General features: G+C 71.1%; 14 protein-coding genes. 7 read left to right on the top strand and 7 right to left on the bottom strand.

What is annotated here, in order from left to right:
* Nucleotides 1–49: 49 nt before the first annotated feature.
* On the top strand, nt 50–1,546 hold the full coding sequence (rox, locus tag AVL59_RS18065; protein ID WP_079146761.1) for a rifampin monooxygenase: 1,497 nt from the start codon (nt 50–52) through the stop codon (nt 1,544–1,546).
* On the opposite strand, the gene AVL59_RS18060 is transcribed toward rox, so the two are convergent.
* From AVL59_RS18060 to AVL59_RS18050, 3 genes are all read right to left on the bottom strand, one after another.
* Nucleotides 1,531–2,982 carry a dihydrolipoyl dehydrogenase family protein gene (locus tag AVL59_RS18060; protein ID WP_067305437.1) on the bottom strand — a complete coding sequence of 484 codons (1,452 nt, stop codon included), beginning with the start codon at nt 2,980–2,982 and terminating at the stop codon, nt 1,531–1,533. The two genes, rox and AVL59_RS18060, sit on opposite strands and share 16 nt — an antisense overlap.
* A 68-nt stretch (nt 2,983–3,050) precedes the next feature.
* Nucleotides 3,051–3,911 carry a DUF427 domain-containing protein gene (locus tag AVL59_RS18055; protein ID WP_067305435.1) on the bottom strand — a complete coding sequence of 287 codons (861 nt, stop codon included), beginning with the start codon at nt 3,909–3,911 and terminating at the stop codon, nt 3,051–3,053.
* Between the two features lie 56 nt (nt 3,912–3,967).
* Entirely contained in the window at nt 3,968–4,837 is an 870-nt protein-coding gene (locus AVL59_RS18050; protein ID WP_067305433.1) for an alpha/beta fold hydrolase, read from the bottom strand.
* A 322-nt stretch (nt 4,838–5,159) separates the two neighbouring features.
* Between AVL59_RS18050 and AVL59_RS18045 the strand changes: the two genes are divergently transcribed.
* From AVL59_RS18045 to AVL59_RS18020, 6 genes are all read left to right on the top strand, one after another.
* Nucleotides 5,160–6,923: an MOSC and FAD-binding oxidoreductase domain-containing protein gene (locus AVL59_RS18045; RefSeq protein ID WP_067305431.1), complete on the top strand. Its 1,764-nt coding sequence runs from the start codon at nt 5,160–5,162 to the stop codon at nt 6,921–6,923.
* A gap of 99 nt (nt 6,924–7,022) precedes the next feature.
* Nucleotides 7,023–8,720: a DUF885 domain-containing protein gene (locus AVL59_RS18040; protein ID WP_067317414.1), complete on the top strand. Its 1,698-nt coding sequence runs from the start codon at nt 7,023–7,025 to the stop codon at nt 8,718–8,720.
* Between the two features lie 273 nt (nt 8,721–8,993).
* Complete coding sequence (locus tag AVL59_RS18035; protein WP_237281537.1) at nt 8,994–9,446, top strand: HIT family protein; 453 nt, start codon at nt 8,994–8,996, stop codon at nt 9,444–9,446.
* 72 nt (nt 9,447–9,518) lie between these two features.
* Nucleotides 9,519–10,925, top strand: coding sequence for a Si-specific NAD(P)(+) transhydrogenase (gene sthA, locus AVL59_RS18030; protein ID WP_067305428.1), 1,407 nt, complete (start codon nt 9,519–9,521; stop codon nt 10,923–10,925).
* Nucleotides 10,926–11,216: 291 nt separating this feature from the next.
* Complete coding sequence (locus AVL59_RS18025) at nt 11,217–12,686, top strand: APC family permease (protein ID WP_067305425.1); 1,470 nt, start codon at nt 11,217–11,219, stop codon at nt 12,684–12,686.
* An 11-nt stretch (nt 12,687–12,697) separates the two neighbouring features.
* Complete coding sequence (locus AVL59_RS18020) at nt 12,698–13,657, top strand: hypothetical protein (protein ID WP_067305422.1); 960 nt, start codon at nt 12,698–12,700, stop codon at nt 13,655–13,657.
* A gap of 12 nt (nt 13,658–13,669) precedes the next feature.
* Here AVL59_RS18020 and AVL59_RS18015 read toward each other — a convergent pair whose 3' ends face one another.
* The 4 genes from AVL59_RS18015 to efeU all read right to left on the bottom strand — a co-directional run bounded on the left by AVL59_RS18015 (nt 13,670) and on the right by efeU (nt 18,585).
* The gene (locus AVL59_RS18015; RefSeq protein WP_067305420.1) at nt 13,670–13,894 is read right to left on the bottom strand and encodes a hypothetical protein; all 225 of its coding nucleotides are present in this window, start codon (nt 13,892–13,894) and stop codon (nt 13,670–13,672) included.
* Between the two features lie 45 nt (nt 13,895–13,939).
* Nucleotides 13,940–15,091, bottom strand: a complete 1,152-nt coding sequence (gene nicT, locus AVL59_RS18010; protein WP_208870396.1) for a Nickel transporter NicT — start codon at nt 15,089–15,091, stop codon at nt 13,940–13,942.
* Nucleotides 15,092–15,238: 147 nt separating this feature from the next.
* Nucleotides 15,239–16,501, bottom strand: coding sequence for an iron uptake transporter deferrochelatase/peroxidase subunit (gene efeB, locus AVL59_RS18005; protein ID WP_067305417.1), 1,263 nt, complete (start codon nt 16,499–16,501; stop codon nt 15,239–15,241).
* Nucleotides 16,502–16,554: 53 nt separating this feature from the next.
* Nucleotides 16,555–18,585: an iron uptake transporter permease EfeU gene (gene efeU / locus AVL59_RS18000; protein WP_067305415.1), complete on the bottom strand. Its 2,031-nt coding sequence runs from the start codon at nt 18,583–18,585 to the stop codon at nt 16,555–16,557.
* Between the last annotated feature and the right edge of the window lie 132 nt (nt 18,586–18,717).

Raw genomic sequence — 18,717 nt, 5'->3', positions numbered from 1 at the left:
TTGAGAAACTCGCGAAGTTCGCGGTCGAATTCGTTATATGGGGGGTTTGATGATTGACGTCATCGTGGTCGGCGGAGGACCGACCGGATTGATGCTGGCCGCCGAGTTGCGGCTCCACGGCGTCCACACGGTCGTGCTGGAGAAGGAGGCGGAACCGGGCAAGGTCGTCCGCGCGCTCGGCCTGCACGCACGCAGCATCGAGATCATGGACCAGCGCGGTCTGCTGGACCGGTTCCTCGCGCTCGGCCGGCAGTACCCGGTCGGCGGCTTCTTCGCCGCCATCGGCAAGCCGGCGCCGGACCGGTTGGACAGCGCGCACGCGTACGTCCTCGGCATCCCGCAGACCACCACCGATCGCCTGCTGGCCGAGCACGCCGCCGAACTCGGCGCCGAGATCCGCCGCGGCCGCGAACTGGTCGGGCTGAGCCAGGACGAGGACGGGGTGACCGCCGAGCTGGCCGACGGCACGCGGCTGCGTTCGCGCTATCTCGTCGGCTGCGACGGCGGTCGCAGCAAGGTGCGCAAGCTGCTCGGCGTCGGCTTCCCCGGCGAGCCCAGCAGGGTCGACACGCTGCTGGGCGAGATGGAGGTGGGCGTGCCGCCGGAAACGCTGGCCGACAGGATGGCCGAAGTCCGCAAGACCCAGAAGCGGTTCGGCTTCATGCCCCTGGGCGACGGGGTGCACCGCGTCGTCGTGCCCGCCGCGGGGGTGGCCGAGGACCGCTCGGTCCCGCCGTCCTTCGAGGAGGTCAGGCAGCAGCTTCGGGTGGTCGCCGGCACCGACTTCGGGGTGCACTCACCGCGCTGGCTCTCCCGCTTCGGCGACGGGACCCGGCTCGCCGAGCGCTACCGGGCCGGCCGGGTGCTCCTGGCCGGCGACGCGGCGCACGTCCACCCGCCGACCGGCGGACAGGGGCTCAACCTCGGAGTCCAGGACGCGTTCAACCTCGGCTGGAAACTGGCCGCCGAGGTGGGCGGCTGGGCGCCGGAAGGGCTGCTGGACACCTACGAGACCGAACGGCGCCCGGTGGCCGCCGACGTGCTCGACAACACCCGCGCGCAGATGCAGTTGATGTCCGTCGAGCCGGGGCCCCAGGCAGTGCGCCGGCTGGTGTCGGAACTGATGGACTTCGAGGAGGTGAACCGGTACCTGACCGAGAAGATCATCGCGATCGGGATCCGCTACGACTTCGGCGAGGGGCACGAACTGCTCGGCCGGCGACAGCGGGACGTGGAGCTGGGGCAGGGTCGGCTCTACGAGCTGATGCACGCCGGCCGCGGGCTGCTGCTCGACCGGACCGGCCGGCTCTCGGTGGCGGGCTGGGCGGATCGGATCGACCATGTCGTCGACGTCAGCGACGTCGGCGAGGAGCTGGACGCGCCCGCGGTGCTGCTGCGGCCGGACGGTCATGTGGCCTGGGCCGGCGACGACCAGGCGGACCTGCTCAGGCAGATCCCGAGGTGGTTCGGCGCGCCTGTGACCGACCGTGCCGTCGGGGCGGGGAGGGTGGGTGGCCCGGGCGCCATGGCTCAGTCGCGCCGGTAGGCGGCGAGGAGGAAGAGCCAGATCTCGCTGACGGTCGGGAAGCAGGCGATCGCGTGCCTGAGCCGTTTGAGCGGGACCTCGCCCGCGACGGCGACGGTGGCCGAGTGCAGGAGCTCGCTGACGCCCGGGCCGACGAAGGTCACCCCGAGCAGGACCTCCCGGTCGAGGTCGACGACCATCCGGGCGTGACCCCGGTAGCCGTCGGCGTAGAGCTTGGCACCCTGGGCGGCGTCGAACTCGACGTCGACGACCTGGACGCGGTGGCCGGCCCCGGTGGCCTGCTCGGCGCTCAGCCCCACCGCCGCCGCCTCGGGGTCGGTGAAGAACACCTGGGGTACGGCGTGCTGGTCGGCGGTGGTGGCGTGGTCGCCCCAGGGGGCGTCGTCCACCGGCCGGCCGGCGGCTCGGGCGGCGATGGCGTCGCCGGCGGTACGGGCCTGGTACTTGCCCTGGTGGGTGAGCAGGGCACGGTGGTTGACGTCCCCGAGGGCGTACAGCCAGTCGCCGTCGACACCGTCGACCAGGCAGGTGGTGTCCACGTCCAGCCACGAGCCCGGGGTGAGACCGACCGTGTCCAGGCCGATGTCACCGGTAGCGGGTGCGCGGCCGGTGGCGAACAGCACCTCGTCGGCCTCCAGTTCGCCGCCGTCGTCCAGGGTGAGGGTGACGGGTCCTGCGGGGTCGGGGCGGCGCAGGCCGGTGACCTGCACGCCGGTGCGCACTTCGGCGCCCGCCTCGGTGAGGCTGCGTTCGATCAGCTCGCCCGCGAAGGATTCCATGCGCGGGAGCAGCCGGCGCCGGACGAGCAGGGTGACCTGAGAGCCGAGGCCCTGCCAGAGGGTGGCCATCTCCACGCCCACGCCCCCGCCGCCCACGACGACGAGCCGGGCGGGCACGCTGCTGGAGTCGGTACCGTGCCGGTTCGTCCACGGCCGGGCCTCCTCGATGCCGGGGATGTCGGGCAGCGCCGGCCCGCTGCCGGTGGCGATGGCCACGGCGTGCCGGGCGGTGAGGCTGTGGTGTGCGCCGTCGTCGCCGGTGACCGTGACTCGGCGGGGACCCGCGATCCGTCCGTGACCGCGGAAGAGGTCGGCGCCGATGGACTTCACCCACTCGGCCTGGCCGGTGTCGTCCCAGTCGGTGACATAGCGGTTGCGGCGGGCGAAGACCCTTCCGGTGTCGAGCCGGCCGGTGACGGCCTGCCGGGCGCCGTCCACGCGGCGGGCGTCGGCGACCGCGATGACCGGCCGCAGCAGCGCCTTGCTGGGGACGCAGGCCCAGTAGGAGCATTCGCCCCCGACGAGTTCACGCTCCACCACGGCCACCGAGAGCCCGGCGGCCCGGGCATGGTCGGCGACGTTCTGGCCGACCGGTCCGGCGCCCAGAACGATCACGTCGTAGATGCCGCCCGTCTGGTTGTCGCTGGTTGCACTCATGTTCTCTCACATCGCAATCGGGGCTGGTCACAGCTGTTCGATGAGGGGTGGGGTCCCGTCCAGCGGGGTCAGCTGGGCTCGGCCTCGTCGGCGTCGAGGCCACGGTCGACGCCGTGGGGGACGACGTTCTGCCCGGGTTCGAGGCGCAGGCGTGTGCCGTCGAGGCGGACCTCCACCTCGTCCGGTTCGAACGACACCAGGCCGCCGATCCTGTCGGCCTCTCGGTAGGGGTCGCGGTACGCCCAGGCCGCGCGGCGCGCGGCGCCGATGTCGTAGTAGTCGCACAGGCCCTTGTAGGGACAGAACGTCCGGCCTTCGACGGGGCGCAGCCGGCTCTCGTCGATGTCGGCACGCGGGACGTACCAGCGCGGGGCGAATCCGGACTCGTAGAGCACGAGCGGGCGCTCGGACCGGGCGATCACGGTGTCGCCGAGCCGGACTTCCAGCGTGCGGGAGGTGCTGCGGATGTCGATGCGGTGGTACGGGTCCGCCGCGTGTCCGAGGATGCGCTCGTCCTCCTCGTAGAAGGCGTCCATGGCTCGCCAGGCGAAGGCGATACGGCCCCGGAGCTCGGCGGCGTGATCGGGCGGGGCGGTGAACTCCCAGGCAGCGCGCTCGGTGGTGCGGTCACCGGCCCGCACCGCGTACCAGGCCGTCTCGCCGAGGTCCTTGTGGTGGGTGACCTTGCCGCCTGCGACCAGGACCCGCTCGCCGATGTCCTCGTGGGGGAAGTAGGCGACCGGGTAGCGGCCCGGTTCGTGCAGGAGGACGACGTTCTCGCTGTCGGCGATCCAGGCGCTGTCGAACCTCACCCGCATACGGCGGCGCAGCCGCTCGGCGAACAGGAGTCGCTCGGGCAGGGGGTCGGCGGTGAGGAAGTGTCCGACGGCGCCCGCGGAGAGGGGGCCTTGTTGCCAGGACAGTCCCATGGCGGGTCCTTCCGGATACGGGGTGGGCGTGTGGTCGCGCCGGTCGGGCCCGCGCGTCAGGCGAGGACGCGGGCGAGGAAGTCGCGGATGTGCTCGGTGATGGGCTCCAGGTGGCTCTCCAGGGCGAAGTGCCCGGACTCGAGCAGGTGGATCTCGGCGCCGGGCAGGTCCCGGCTGAAGGCCTTCGCGCCCTCGGGGCCGAAGATCTCGTCGTTCGCTCCCCAGACCGCCAGCAGCGGGACCTGGGAATCGCGGAAGTACTGGTGTACGCGCGGGTAGAGGCCGACGTTGGTCGGGTAGTCGCGGAAGAGCCTGAGCTGGATCTCGTCGTTTCCGGGGCGGTCCAGCAGCGCCTGGTCGTGGACCCAGTTGTCGGGGCTGACCAGGCTGGGGTCGGCGACTCCGTTCACGTACTGCCAACGGGTGACCTCAAGGGTCAGGGCGGCTCGCATGGGGGCCTCGGTGTCCGGTCCCGGGGCCTCGGTGTAGGCGAAGACTCCGTCCCAGAAGGGCCTGACGAAGCCCTCTTCGTAGGCGTTTCCGTTCTGGGTGATGATCGCGGTGATGCGGTCCGGGGCCTTCAGTGCGAGCCGCCAGCCGATGGGGGCGCCGTAGTCCTGGACGTACATCGCGAACCGGTCGATGCCCAGGTGCCGGAGCAGGCCGGAGGTGACCTCGGTGAGGGCCTCGAAGGTGTACGGGAAGTCCCGCGGGGCGGGCATGGCGGACTGACCGAACCCGATGTGGTCGGGGGCGATCACGTGGTAGCGGTCGGCGAGCGCAGGGATCAGGTGGCGGAACATGTGCGAGCTGGTCGGGAAGCCGTGGAGCAGGAGCACGGTCGGTGCCTTCGGGTCGCCGGCCTCCCGGTAGAAGACTTCGAGGTCTCCGACGGTGGCGGTGCGGTGGTGGACTGCGGAAGCCATATCCCTAACCCCTCTATTGATGTTCACCGGTTACATTCCCAGTCGAGCACGCCGCGGCTAACCTGTCAAGATGCTTTTACTGGTTAGGCTGGTTTCCGGGCCGGTGTTGCCGTGCCCGCGCGGCGGAACGTCGACCCACGTCAAACCCTCACCCGGCACGCGGACGTCTGCCAGCGCAACCGCATGAAGGCACGACGCCGCGGCCGGGTGGGCGACTCCGTGAAATCGCGGGGGTACCGGCACCCGAACTAGGATCGGGCCGAGCGCACAAGGCACAGCGCCACGAGGGGCTGCCCGGTCGGCCACCCGCAGGAGGTCCGCGATGGCGACGCTGCTGTCCGTCAACGTGGGGATGCCCAGGGACGTCGCCTGGCAGGGAAGGACGGTCCACACCGGAGCCTGGAAGTCGCCCGTCGACGGGCCCCGGACGGTGCGGCGCCTGAACATCGACGGAGACGGTCAGGGAGACCTGGCCGGGCACGGCGGCGAGATGCGCGCCGTCCTCGTCTACCAGCTGGATTCCTACCGGTACTGGCAGAAGCACCTCGGTCGCGACGACCTGTCCTTCGGGATGTTCGGGGAGAACTTCACCGTCGACGGGCTGCCGGACGACGACGTGTGCATCGGTGACCGGTACCGCATCGGCGAGGCCGAGTTCGAAGTCACCCAGCCGCGCGTCACCTGCTACCGCGTCGGCCTGCGGCTGGGCGAACCCACCATGGCCTCCCTGCTGGTCGCCCACCACCGCCCCGGCTTCTACCTGCGCGTCCTCACCGAGGGAGGCGTGCAGGCCGGCGACGAGATCACCCTGACCCGCAAGGGCCCGGAAGCACTCAGCGTCGCCGACACCGACGCGCTGCTCTACCTCCCCGACCGCGACCCCGCGAAGCTGCGCAGAGCGCTGAACATCCCCGCCCTCAGCCCCGGATGGCAGCAGTCCTTCCGCGAACTCGCCGCCGCCCGGCAGCCCGGACGGGAACCTGGATGGCCCGGCGGACTCGGCACCGCCCAGCAGCCCCGTGAAGAGCCGGGGTGGCCGGGCTTCAAACCCATGCGCGTCGCCCGTATCGTCCCCGAGACACCCACCATCTCGTCGATCTACCTCAACACCACCGACGGCACTCCCCTGCCCGAGGCCCGCCCGGGCCAGTACCTCTCCGTCCGCCTCGCCGCCGGCGACACCGCACCCACCGTACGCAGCTACTCCCTGTCCTCCGCGCCCAGCGCCGACGCCTACCGCATCAGCGTCAAGCACGAGGCCCGGGGGAAGGTCAGCGCCTACATCCACGACACGCTCCGCGCCGGGGACCTCTTGGACATCGCCAGCCCCCGCGGAACGTTCGTGCTCGCGGAAGGCACCCGCCCGGTCGTCCTCATCTCCGCGGGGATCGGCGCCACCCCCGTGCTCGCCATGCTCCACCGGCTCGCCGCCGCCCGAGACCCGCGCCCCCTCTGGTGGATCCACGTCGCCCACGACCGCGCCCATCACGCCTTCGCGGACGAGACCCACGCGCTCCTGGCTCAACTCCCCGGCGCCCACGAGCACGTCTACTACACCGCCGAGGCCGCCCCGCGACCCGGAGAGCACCACATCGACCAGGGCCGTCCGACCGCCTCAAAGCTCGTGGCCACGGGCATCCCCACCGACGCCGACGCCTACCTGTGCGGACCGTCCGCCTTCATGGACGACCTCGGCAGAGTCCTGCGCGACCACGGCCTGCGCCCCGAGCGGATCCATACAGAACAGTTCAGCGCCCTGCCCGCCATCAACCCCGGCGTCACGCCCACCGCCGCCGTCCCGCCACACCGGCCACCGGGCCCTCCTGGCACCGGCCCTCTCGTCACCTTCGCCCGCAGCGGCATCACCACCCCCTGGTCGCCCGCTCACGCCTCGCTGCTCGGTCTCGCCGAGGCCTGCGACATCCCCACCCGCTGGTCCTGCCGCACCGGGGTCTGTCACACCTGCGTCACTCACCTGGTGTCGGGCGACATCACCTACACCACCCCGCCCCTCGAACCTCCCGAGACCGGCACCGTCCTCGTCTGCTGCAGCGAACCGGCAACCGAAGTCGTCCTCGACCTGTGACGGACGGCGACGGCACCCGGCTCGTGCGCGCTCCCGAGCGGCCGAAAGGCGACGGTGGCCTGCTGACACGGTCGGCGACGGTGCGTCAGCATGACGACCATGTCCGAGAAGCCGAGCACCCCGCGCCGGATCGCCGACGACCACGTCGCGCAGGTCGCCGCCCTCGACCCCATGATCTCGACCCGACTCGGTGTGCACCCCGAGGACGAACGGCAGCCGGATCTGTCGCCCGAGGGCTTCGAGGCGCTCGCCGAGCAGGCCCGGCGAGCGCTGCGCGCGCTCGACGCCACCGAGCGGGCCGCCGAGAAGGACGGTGTGGTGCTGGAGGGCGCCGAGCGCACCTGTGCCCGGTTGCTGCGGGAACGGCTGACCGCGCAACTCGCCCTGCACGAGGCGGGCGACCACTTCCGCGAGCTGCGCAACGTCAGCTCTCCCCTGCACAAAGTACGGAGCATCTTCACCCTGATGCCCACCGGCACCGACCAGGACTGGGCTGCCGTCGCCGGGCGGCTGCGCAATCTGCCCGGCGCGCTGGACGGATACCGGGCGACCCTGACCGAGGGCATCGCCCGCGGGCTGCTGTGCGCGCCCCGCCAGGTCCTGGCCGTCAGCGGGCAGCTCGCCGCCTGGACCGGTCAGGAGTCCGACGGCGCGAGCTGGTTCGCCGGGTTCGTGGCCGCGGCTCCGGATCGGCTCAGGCCCGAGCTGGACGCCGCCGCCGACCGGGCGACGAGCGCGGTGGCCGGATTCCGTGACTGGCTGCTCGGCACGTACCTGCCCGCCGCGGACGGCACCCCGGACGCCGTCGGACGCGAGCGCTATCTGCGCTCGGCCCGCTGGTCCAACGGCACCGGCCCGGACCCGGCCGAGGCTTACGCCTGGGCCTGGGAGGAGTTCCACCGCACGGCTGCCGAGATGCTGGCCGAGGCCGGCCGGATCCTCCCGGGCGCCACCGTCCGGGAGACCATGGACCATCTGAACCGGTACGGCCACGCCATCACGGGTGAGGAGAACATCCGCGGCTGGCTCCAGGACATCATCGACGAGGCGATCGACGCGCTCGACGGCACCCACTTCGACATCTCCGGCCCGCTCCGCCGGGTCGAGACGAGGATCGCGCCGCCGGGCAGCTCGGGCGCTCCCTACTACACCGGCCCCAGCCTGGACTTCAGCCGCCCCGGGCGCACGTACCTGCCCACTTTGGGCCAACAGACGTTCCCCACCTGGGAGATCGTCAGCACCTGGTACCACGAGGGCGTTCCCGGGCACCATCTGCAGACCGCGCACTGGACCGCCGCCGCGGACCGTCTCAGCCGCTATCAGATCACCCTCGGCGCCGTCAGCGCCGACAAGGAAGGCTGGGCCCTGTACGCCGAGCGTCTGATGGACGAACTGGGCTTTCTCACGGACCCCGCCCGCCGCCTCGGGTATCTGGACAAGCAGATGCTCCGGATCATCCGAGTGATCATCGACATCGGCATGCACCTGGAACTGACCGTGCCGGCCGACTCCGGCTTCCATCCCGGCGAACGCTGGACCCCGGACCTCGCCACCGCGTTCATGGCCGACCACCACGGCAGCGACACCGCCCGTCGGACCAGCGAGATCGACCGCTATCTCGGCTGGCCCGGCCAGGCCATCGGCTACAAGCTGGGAGAGCGCGCCTGGCTGCAGGGGCGCGACGCCGCCCGCCGCCGCCTGGGCTCCGCCTTCGACCTGAAGACCTGGCACAGGAACGCGCTCACCCAGGGCTCCCTCGGCCTCGCCGACCTGGCGGACAACCTCGCGTCTCTGTGAGGGCCCGGCGTTCTCACCCGGTCATGACCTGTCGTCCACTCGAATCTCCAGAGCCGGCCACGCCATGGCGAGACACGCGAGAACCTCAAGGACCAGATGCCACGGTCCGGTCGGCGCGAACCTCTCCGGGCACCGCCGGATGTGCGCAAGATGATCCGAATCGACGAGGCAGGCCCAGTCGTGCGTGGTGTTGACCCACGAACCCCTCGATACCTCCATTATGCAAGTATCCCTGTCACACGCCTCGTTCGAGCCGGATGAAGCCGGCACGAGGTGACTTCGGAGGTCTTCGGGGTGAGCGACTGCGCCTTCTGCGGGATCGGACGAGGCGAGATCGACGAAGACCTGGTCGTCTGCCGTTCGGACAACGTCTTCGTCGTCCCCGCGCTCAAGCAGCGACGGCGCAACCCCGGTCACGCGCTTGTCCTGCCGGTGTCGCACGTGACCGGTCTGCATGAGGTACCGACCGAGCTCCTGCATGAGATCTTCGAGGTCACGGCGCGAGTGACCGCCGCCGTGAAGGACGCCTACGGGGCCGTCGGAAGCAGCGTCCTGCAGAACAACCACATCCCGGGTCAAGTCCTTCACCACGTGCACGTCCATGTCGTCCCCCGGTTCGACGGCGACGCGTTCCGCATGCCCGACCCGGAACTGTGCGAGGCGCCGAGGAGCGTACGGCTCGAGCGTGCCGGCGCGTTGCGTGAGGCATTGCGGCTGGGAAGTTGACGTCCGGCCGCCGTTCGCGGCGGCGGCACAGGGGCTTCCGTGCGGCACCCGGTGGCTGTCAGACTCCTGAGGGTGCCCGACTTCGACATGCTCGTGATCGGATCCGGACCCGGTGGCCAGAAGGCCGCGATCGCCGCGGCCAAGCTCGGCCGCCGGGTCGCCGTCGTCGACCGCCCCGACATGATCGGCGGGGTGTCGCTCCACACCGGCACCATCCCCTCCAAGACCCTGCGCGAGGCCGTGCTGTACCTGACCGGACTCACCCAGCGCGACCTGTACGGGCAGAGCTACCGGTTGAAGGACGACATCACCGTCGGCGACCTGACCGCGCGTACCCGGCACGTGGTCGGCCGTGAGGTGGACGTCGTCCGCAGTCAGCTGGCCCGCAACCAGGTGGCCGTGTACTCCGGGACGGGCCGGTTCACCGGCCCGCACACCGTGACCCTGCGCGACGAGGTCAGCGGAAACGAACGGCTGCTGAACGCCGAGCACATCGTGATCGCCACCGGCACCCGGCCGGCCCGCCCGGACAGCGTGGAGTTCGACGGTCGCACGATCATGGACTCGGACAACGTGCTCTCGCTGGAGCGGGTGCCGCGCTCGATGGTGATCGTGGGTGCCGGTGTGATCGGCATGGAGTACGCCTCGATGTTCGCCGCGCTCGGCAGCAAGGTGACCGTCGTGGAGAAGCGGCCCGCAATGCTGGACCTGTGCGACGTGGAGGTCGTGGAGTCGCTCAAGTACCACCTGCGGGACCTCGCCGTGACCTTCCGCTTCGGAGAGACCGTCGCGGCCGTCGAACGCCATCCCCGGGGCACGCTGACCGTGCTGGAGAGCGGCAAGAAGATCCCCGCCGACGCGGTGATGTACTCGGCGGGCCGCCAGGGGCTCACGGCGGGACTCGACCTGGAGCGGGCGGGGCTGACGGCCGATCCACGCGGCAGGATCGCGGTGGACGAGCACTACCGCACCGAGGTGCCGCACATCTACGCCGTCGGTGACGTGATCGGTTTCCCGGCCCTCGCGGCGACCTCGATGGAACAGGGCCGGGCGGCCGCGTATCACGCCTGCGGGGAGCCGGTCGGGCGCATGCACAACCTCCAGCCGATCGGCATCTACACGATCCCGGAGATCAGCTTCGTCGGCCGCACCGAGGACCGACTCACCGAGGACCGCGTCCCCTTCGAGGTGGGCATCGCCCGCTACCGGGAGCTGGCCCGGGGCCAGATCATCGGGGACTCCCACGGCATGCTGAAGCTGCTGGTCTCCCCGGTGGACCGCAGCCTGCTCGGCGTGCACTGCTTCGGCACGGGCGCCACCGAGCTGATCCACATCGGCCAGTCCGTGATGGGCTGCGGCGGCACGGTCGACTACCTGGTCGACGCGGTCTTCAACTACCCGACGCTGGCGGAGTCGTACAAAGTGGCAGCCCTGGACGCGACCAACAAGCTGCGCCAGATCGATCATCTGGCCGACTGAACGGTATCCGAACCGGTCAGCGCAGGTTACCGGTTGGTCATCTTGAAACAGCAATAAGTGCCGCTATAGTCACACCCACACACGGTGACCGTCCGCCGACGCTCGGCTGCACGGTGTGTCCACCACCCCTTTGGCGCCACACCCGTGTCACCACCCCGTTGCCTCCTCCTGGCCGGCCCCTGACCCCGAGGCCATCCCTCTTCCGGGTCCGAGGCGGGTCCCGCACCCCCCACCCGTACGCCGTCGGGCCAGGCGCCCGTGCGCCGTGCACAACCGGAAAGCGGCACGACCATGAGCAACAACAGGGGCAGAGGCCTGCAGGCCAACGTCCTCGGCACGTTCGACACCGTGGTGATGGCGGTCGCCGGCAGCGCGCCCGCGTACTCGCTCGCCGCGACCACCGCCGTTCTCGTCGGCGCGGTGGGACTGGCCAGCCCGGCCGCCCTGCTGTACTGCGCGATACCCATGCTGGGCATCGCTCTGGCGTTCAGCTACCTCAGCCGGATCGACGTCAACGCGGGAGCCAGCTACTCCTGGGTGGGCCGTACCCTGCACCCGTTCCTGGGCTTCATCAGCGGCTGGGCGCTGGTGATCTCGGCGACCATCTTCATGGTGGCCGGCTCGCTGCCCGCCGGTTCGATGACGCTGGCGCTCTTCGACGCGAAGCTCGCGGACAACACGGCGCTGTCCACGGTGGTCGGCGCGCTGTGGTTCCTCGTCATGCTGGGCGTGGTGCTCGGCGGCGCCCGGCTCACGGTCCGCGCCCAGCTGCTCATGTCCGGCGTGGAGTTGGGGATCCTGGCCCTGTTCGCGGTGCTCGCCGTCCTCCACACGCCGAGCGCCCGCGCCTTCGACTGGTCCTGGCTGGGCTTCTCCCACTTCGACGGCATCGGCGGATTCGCGTCGGGCGCGCTGCTCGCCGCGTTCTACTACTGGGGCTGGGACGTCACCAGCAATCTCAGCGAGGAGACCCGCAACAGCCGTCGCACGACCGGACTGGCCGGCCTCATCGGGGTCGGCATCGTCTTCCTGCTGTTCGAGGTGTTCACCATCGCCGTGAACGTCATCCTGACCTCGAAACAGATCGAGGAGAACGACGCCAACGTGCTCGCGGTGCTGGGCGAGGAGATCTGGCCGGGCTGGGGCGGCAAGCTGCTCGTCGTGTCCGTGATGCTGTCCACCATCGCCACCCTGGAGACCACGCTCATCCAGGTCACGCGCTCGTTGTTCGCGATGGGCCGCGACCGTACGATGCCGTCCGCGCTGGGCCGGGTGCACCGCACGTGGAACACGCCCTGGGTGGCGATCGTGGTGGTCGGCGCGGTGGCGCTGGCGATGTTCATCGCCTCCAACGCGCTCGGCTCGGTGGGCGAGATCCTCTCCGACGCGATCTCGGCGATCGGCCTGCAGATCGCGGTCTACTACGGGCTGGCCGGCCTCGCGGTCGTCGTCGCCTACCGCAAGATGCTGCTGAAATCCGCGGCCAACTTCGTCTTCGGCGGGCTGTGGCCGCTGTTCGGCGCCCTGTTCATGTTCTGGATCTTCGTCGAGTCGCTGGGCCAGCTGAGCGGCGCCGCGATCGCGATCGGCTTGGGCGGGCTCGCCGTCGGGCTCGTCCCGATGTTCTGGTACTGGCGGCAGGGCAGCGACTACTACCGGCCCGCGAAGCTGGATGCGACCCGCGCCGTCGAGGCGGAGTACGTTCCCGACGGCGCCGGGGTGCCGTCGCGGCCGCACGAGGGTCTCCCCACCGACTTCTGAGGGGGCTCCCGATGGCGCGAGACCGTTTCACGCCCGATTTCGACCCCGACTGCGGGGACGCGCCGCTCACCTCCGCCCGGCAGGACGTCGTCATCGGCCGCTGGCAGGGCCTCAGGGACCTGTTGTGGGTCACCGGCGACGACTGGGCGGTGCGCGGCCACCGGGTTCGCCTGCTCGCCCAGGTCTGCGCGGGCAGTTCCACGGTGGAGTCGTGGCTGGCCGCCGAGCCGGACAGCGCCGACGCGCAGGTGCTGCGCGCGGCGACGGAGACGGCCCGGGCGTTCCATCTGGCCATCACGGCCGGGCGGGGTGTGCCGATCGACCGGGACCGCATCGACGCCGCGGTCCTGTCCTGTCTGCACGCCACCGACGCCTGCCCGGAGGACCCCACGCCGTGGGTGTCGCTGATCTCGGTCGCCCGGCTGTATCCGACGGGGGTGCGGCGCCGGGAACTCGCCCGCTGGTGGGACGAGTTGCACCGCCGCGACCCGTACAGCGTGGAGGGTCACCTCCAGGTGCTTCACTATTACTCGGCCCGCTGGCACGGCACGCACGGCCTGATGTATGACTTCGCCCGGGACGCGGCCGGGGTGGCGCCGCCCGGCTGCCCGCTGCCGGTGCTGGTGCAGTACGCCCGGGTCGAGGAGTACCGCTACGCCCTCGACGGGGCCCGCGGGCAGCGGGACTCGGTGCACCTCGGCCGGCACTGGGACCACGACGGCGCGGTCAACGACGTGCGGCGCACCTGGGAACGCTGGGTGCGGACCCGGCAGGCGGGTGGTGTGACCCCGACCGAGCTGCGGGACCTGAACCACCTGGCCCATGCCGCCTGTCTGGCCGGCACCGCGGACCTCGCGGCCGCGCTGCTGCGGATGCTCGGCCGCCGTGCCACCCGCACCCCGTGGTCGTTCACGGGGGATCCGGAGCGGCAACTGGTCAAGTGGCGCAAGGAGTTGGGGGTACGGGGGTGAAGTCCGACCGGTCTACCGGGTGAAGCGGGTCAGCGCGAACACGGCCGAGGGGACGACGCCGGCGGCCGCACACAGGAGGCCCGCGGCGACGTAGCCGAAGGCCGTGAGCGTGCCGAACGACAGCGCGGCGAGGATGTCCAGAACGATCATGGCGCGGGCCGGGCCGCCCGCCCCCGTTATCACCGCCGCCGGACCCGCCACGGCGAACACGGCCCCCACCACGCGGCTGCGCCACACCCGCCCGCCCCTACCGCGCCGCTACTCGATCCACCTTGACGATTCCTAGTCGGCCGACTGCTCCGCCAGGCCCGTCGTCCACTTCTCCTCGATGCGGCCCGTCTTCCACACGAGCAGGGCGATCGCCCAGGTGGCGAAGAACAGGCCGACGATGACGAAGCCGACCGTGTTGAGGTCGAGGCCCGCGATCCAGTCCCAGAACGGGCCGTGCAGGTCCAGCTTGTCGGCGAGCAGGCCGAGGAGTTCGACGGTGCCGATGATCAGGGCGACGGCCACGGACAGGCCGGTGATGGTGAGGTTGTAGTAGACCTTGCGGACGGGCTTGGAGAAGGCCCAGCCGTAGGCGAAGTTCATGAACGAGCCGTCGATGGTGTCCAGCAGGGACATGCCCGCCGCGAACAGCACGGGCAGGCACAGGATCGCGTACCAGGGCAGTCCGGAGGCGGCGCCCGAACCGGCGAGGACGAGGAGGGCGATCTCGGTCGCGGTGTCGAAGCCGAGGCCGAACAGCAGGCCCAGCGGGTACATCTGCCACGGCTTGGTGATGGACCCCGTGACCCGGCCGAGGAGCCGGTTCATGAAGCCTCGCTTGTTCAGGTGCTCCTCCAGGGCGGCCTCGTCGAAGTCGCCGGAGCGCATCCGACGGAACACCTTCCAGATGCCGGCCAGGATGACGAGGTTGATGCCGGCGATGAGGTAGAGGAAGGTGCCGGAGACCGTCGTACCGATCAGGCCGGTGACCTCGTGCAGATGCGAGTTGTCGTCGCGGACGGGGCCGGCGAGGGTCTTCATGCCGAGGGAGAGCAGCAGGGAGAGCCCGAAAACGATGCTGGAGTGACCGAGGGAGAACCAGAAGCCGACCGACAACGGCCGCTGTCCCTCGCCCATCAGCTTGCGGGTGGTGTTGTCGATCGCCGCGATGTGGTCGGCGTCGAAGGCGTGCCGCATGCCGAGGGTGTACGCGGTCACGCCGATGCCGATGCCGAAGGAGTCCTTGCCGACGCTGAAGTGCTGCGGTGCGACGATCCCGGCCAGCGTGCCCCAGCCGATCACATGCAGGGCGAGGACGAAGGCGGCCATCCCGCCGACCCTGGTCCACTCCCGCCGCGTCATGGAGCCTCGGACGCGGTGCCAGGCCGAGCGCCGGGCGTCGGCCTGGGCGGGGAGGGAAGGAGCGGAACCAGGGGCGGCCGTCATCGGGAGGGTGTTTTCCTTCGCTGGTGGTGCGGGCACGGCTGCGCTGCGCAGCCCTGTGCCATGCTCCCGTACTTGCAACTGATGTGCAGTAAAGCCCGCGACAGGCCTTCCCCATGGACAGGGAAAGGCCGTGGCCGAGCGGGCGGGTCAGGCGGACAGCAGGCCCCGGCCCAGCCAGTCCTTCTCGTCCCGGACGCCGGGCAGGGCGAAGAAGTAGCCACCGCCCGTAGGGGAGATGTAGTCGACCAGCGGCTCGTCGATCAGCCGGGTCTGCACCGCCTCGAACTGGCGCTTGACGTCCTGCTGGTAGCAGCAGAAGACCAGGCCCATGTCGAGGTTGCCGACCTTGTCCACGCCCCGGTCGTAGTTGTAGCCCCGGCGCAGGATGCGCGAGCTGTCGGTCTGCGGCTTGCGGGGGTTGGCGAGGCGGATGTGGGCGTCCACGGGGATCGCGGTGCCGTGCGGGTCCCTGGTGTAGTCGGGGATGTCGGTCTCCTTGGCGCCGTCGAGCGGGGCTCCGGTGTCCTTGCGGCGGCCGAACATCTTCTCCTGCTCGGTCAGCGAGACCCGGTCCCAGAACTCCACGAGCATGCGGATGATCCGGATCACCTGGTAGCTGCCGCCCTTGGTCCAGCCGGGCTCGCCCTGCCCGTCGCCGACCCAGATCAGACGGTCGGTCTCGCGGGCCGAGTTGACGTCCGGGTTGGCGATGCCGTCCTTGAAGCCGAGCAGGTTGCGCTGGGCGCCGGTGGGACGCGGGGCGTTCTGGAAGCCGTCGACGCGCCACTTGATCTGCATGGCGCCCCGGGTGTGCCGGGCGATGTCGCGCAGCGCGTGCAGCACGGTGTCCTGGCTTCCCCCGCACAGCTGGAGGGAGAGGTCTCCGTGGCACTCGGCCGGATTCAGGTTGTCGTTGGGGAAGGTCCGCATCGGGGTGAGCCGGGCGGGCCTGGCCCCTGCGAGGCCGTAGCGGTCGTCGAAGAGGGAGGCGCCGACGCCGACGGTGACGGTCAGGGAGTCCGCGGGGACCTCGGGGCCGAGGATGCCGTTGTCGGAGGGCGGGGCACCGACGCCGAGGTCGGCGGGAGCGCCGCCGGAGGTGAGGAAGCGGGCCCGCTCGGTGATGGTCCGCAGCAGGTCGGCCAGGCCCTTGCGGTCCTCGGCTATGACGTCGAGGGAGACGAAGGTGGCGGCCGTCGGTGCCGGGGTGAGGATCCCGGCCTGGTGGGCGCCGTGGAAGGGGACCTTCGCGCCGTTGCCCTCGCCCGCGCCCCGCGCCTCGGCGGTGCCGCCGCTCTCGCCGAGCGCGAAACCGCCGCCGGCCAGGACCGCTCCGGCGGCTCCGGCGCCCAGCGCGGTCCGCACGAAGGAGCGGCGGGCCGGGCAGGCGGGGGTGTCGGCAGAGGACATCGGAGGGTTCCCTTCGGGGTGCGGGTGCTCGGGGGTCGTGGGTGCGGCGCTCATCAGGCCGACTTCCTGATCTCGAGGAGGTCGGGCACCGGGGCGAGGTCTTCCAGCAGCTGTCCGGTGGCGCCGTCGACGCGCTGCCGGTCGGCGGCGGCGAGCCGGTCGACCGGGGTCCAGGTGCCGCCGTGGTGGGCCGCGTCGAGCAGCTTCTGCAGCCGGGCGATGTCCGCGTCGACCGTCGGGAGCAGCTTGGGCGCGCGGCCGGTCAGCAGCGGCTCGAGGACGGTGAGCAGCTCGCGGGTGCCGGCGAGGTTGGCGTCGGCGGTGGCGAGATTGGTGCCGCTGCCCTGGTCGGTGTCGCCGGTCAGCTCGAACTGGAGGGTGTTCTCCAGGATCTCGTGGGCGCGCAGCGGCAGGTCGCCGGGGTCGAAGTCCTGGGCCGGGAATGCCTTCCCCAGGCCCGTGGCCGCGTCGGCGAGCTGCTGGGCGGGCGCGCGCAGGTCCTTGGCCGGTTCGCCGTGCCACAGTCCGTGCTCAAGGCGCAGGAAGCCGGTGAAGTCCTTGTCCCGGACTCCGCCCGGAAGTCCGTCGGGACGCCCGTCGATCTTCTGGTCGAAGTCCTCGAAGGTGCCGTAGGCGGCGCCGAGGGAGGCGTAGGTGCGGTGGGCGGTCAGCCAGTCGCTGCGGGCCTTGCCGAGGTCGTCGCTCTCGATGTCGTGGTCGAGGGTGCGGGTCTGGGTGACGAGCGTGGCCAGGCCCTGCTCCACGTACGTCTTGTACGCCTGGAGAGGTGCGGCGAGGTCCTGTTCCGAGACGGGGACGACCGGCTCGGCCGCGCCGCCGCCGCTGACCCGCACCGCCGTGGAGGTGACGGCCCTGCCGCCGGTGGGCACGCAGCGCCAGGCGTAGGTGCCGCCCGCGACCGTGGCGACCAGGTCGCGGGTGGTGCCGGGGGCCAGGCCCTCGATCTCGCCGTAGACCGCGCTGGTGGCCGGGTCGATCAGGTACACCTCGGAGGTCTTGCCGCCCGTGTTGTGCATCTGGAAGGTCTGCCGGCCGGGCCTGGGGGCGGTGAAGCCCTTGCCGCACTCGGTCTCGGAGACGGCGACGGTCTGGTCGCCCGCGGGCTTGGGGCGGGCGAAGGCGACGACGAGTGAGGCGATCACGGCGGGTACGGCGACCACGGCGGCCGGGATCAGCCACACCGGCCGGCGGCGGGGCGGACGGGCCGCCTTCGGCTCGGGCGCGGGCCGGTCGGCGGACGGCTCGGGGGTGGCGGTGCGGACGCCGCGGACGAACAGGGTCATGACCACGGCGAGGTAGGCGACGTAGGCCGCGACCTGCAGCCAGGTCATGGTCGGGGTCAGGTTGAGCACGCCCTGGACGAGCGTGCTGTACCAGGAGCCGGCGTCCACGCTGCCGGACAGATCGACCGCGTAGGAGGTGCCGCCGGGCAGCACGCCGCCCTCCTGGAGGTCGCGCATGCCGTAGCCGAGGACACCGGCCGCGATGACGATCAGGACGGCGCCGGTGGCGGTGAAGAACTTCGTCAGATTGATCTTCAGGACCCGGCGGTACAGGCCCCAGCACAGGCCGGCCGCGAGGACCAGGCCGATGGCGGCACCGGTCAGCGGGCCGGCCGACTCACCGGCCGCCCGGGCCGTGGTCCACAGGAACAGGGCCGTCTCCAGGCCCTCGCGGCCCACCGCGAGGAAGGAGGTGAGGATCAGCACCCCGGAGCCCATCGCGAGCGCTCCGGTCACCTTCTCCTTGAGCTCACCGGAGAGGCCGCGGGCCGAGCGGCGCATCCAGAACACCATGGCGGTGACGAACGCGACGGCGACCACGCTGAGGGTGCCGCCGAACGCCTCCTGGGCGGTCGCGGACAGGGACGCGGCGGTGAAGGTGAGGACCGCGCCGAAGCTCATGGCCACGGCGATCGCGGCGAGGACGCCCGTCCACACCTGCGGCAGCCGGGAGCGGGCACCGGCCCGCACGAGTGTGGCGACGAGGATGGAGACGATGAGTCCGGCTTCGAGCCCCTCCCTCAGTCCGATCAGGAAACTCGGAAACGCGTCGTCCCACATGCCTTGCTGCCCTCCCACTTAGTGAAGGCATGCCTTACCTTCGCCGACCATCATGACTACAGAGATGTAGTCGGCCGGTCATAAAGCGGCAATGGAGAGGCAAAGCCCCGGAGCGTCGCACCCCCTCCGGTC

Origin of the sequence: Streptomyces griseochromogenes (genome assembly GCF_001542625.1) — a bacterium.
GTDB lineage: Bacteria > Actinomycetota > Actinomycetes > Streptomycetales > Streptomycetaceae > Streptomyces > Streptomyces griseochromogenes.
This window is presented reverse-complemented; position numbering and strand designations above follow the sequence as displayed.

Coding starts and splice junctions, on each gene's coding strand:
- AVL59_RS18025 (WP_067305425.1), top strand. CDS start 11,217: ATGAGCAACAACAGGGGCAGAGGCCTGCAGGCCAACGTCCTCGGCACG.
- AVL59_RS18055 (WP_067305435.1), bottom strand. CDS start 3,911: ATGGGACTGTCCTGGCAACAAGGCCCCCTCTCCGCGGGCGCCGTCGGA.
- AVL59_RS18060 (WP_067305437.1), bottom strand. CDS start 2,982: ATGAGTGCAACCAGCGACAACCAGACGGGCGGCATCTACGACGTGATC.
- AVL59_RS18045 (WP_067305431.1), top strand. CDS start 5,160: ATGGCGACGCTGCTGTCCGTCAACGTGGGGATGCCCAGGGACGTCGCC.
- AVL59_RS18050 (WP_067305433.1), bottom strand. CDS start 4,837: ATGGCTTCCGCAGTCCACCACCGCACCGCCACCGTCGGAGACCTCGAA.
- efeU (WP_067305415.1), bottom strand. CDS start 18,585: ATGTGGGACGACGCGTTTCCGAGTTTCCTGATCGGACTGAGGGAGGGG.
- rox (WP_079146761.1), top strand. CDS start 50: ATGATTGACGTCATCGTGGTCGGCGGAGGACCGACCGGATTGATGCTG.
- AVL59_RS18020 (WP_067305422.1), top strand. CDS start 12,698: ATGGCGCGAGACCGTTTCACGCCCGATTTCGACCCCGACTGCGGGGAC.
- nicT (WP_208870396.1), bottom strand. CDS start 15,091: ATGACGGCCGCCCCTGGTTCCGCTCCTTCCCTCCCCGCCCAGGCCGAC.
- efeB (WP_067305417.1), bottom strand. CDS start 16,501: ATGTCCTCTGCCGACACCCCCGCCTGCCCGGCCCGCCGCTCCTTCGTG.
- AVL59_RS18040 (WP_067317414.1), top strand. CDS start 7,023: ATGTCCGAGAAGCCGAGCACCCCGCGCCGGATCGCCGACGACCACGTC.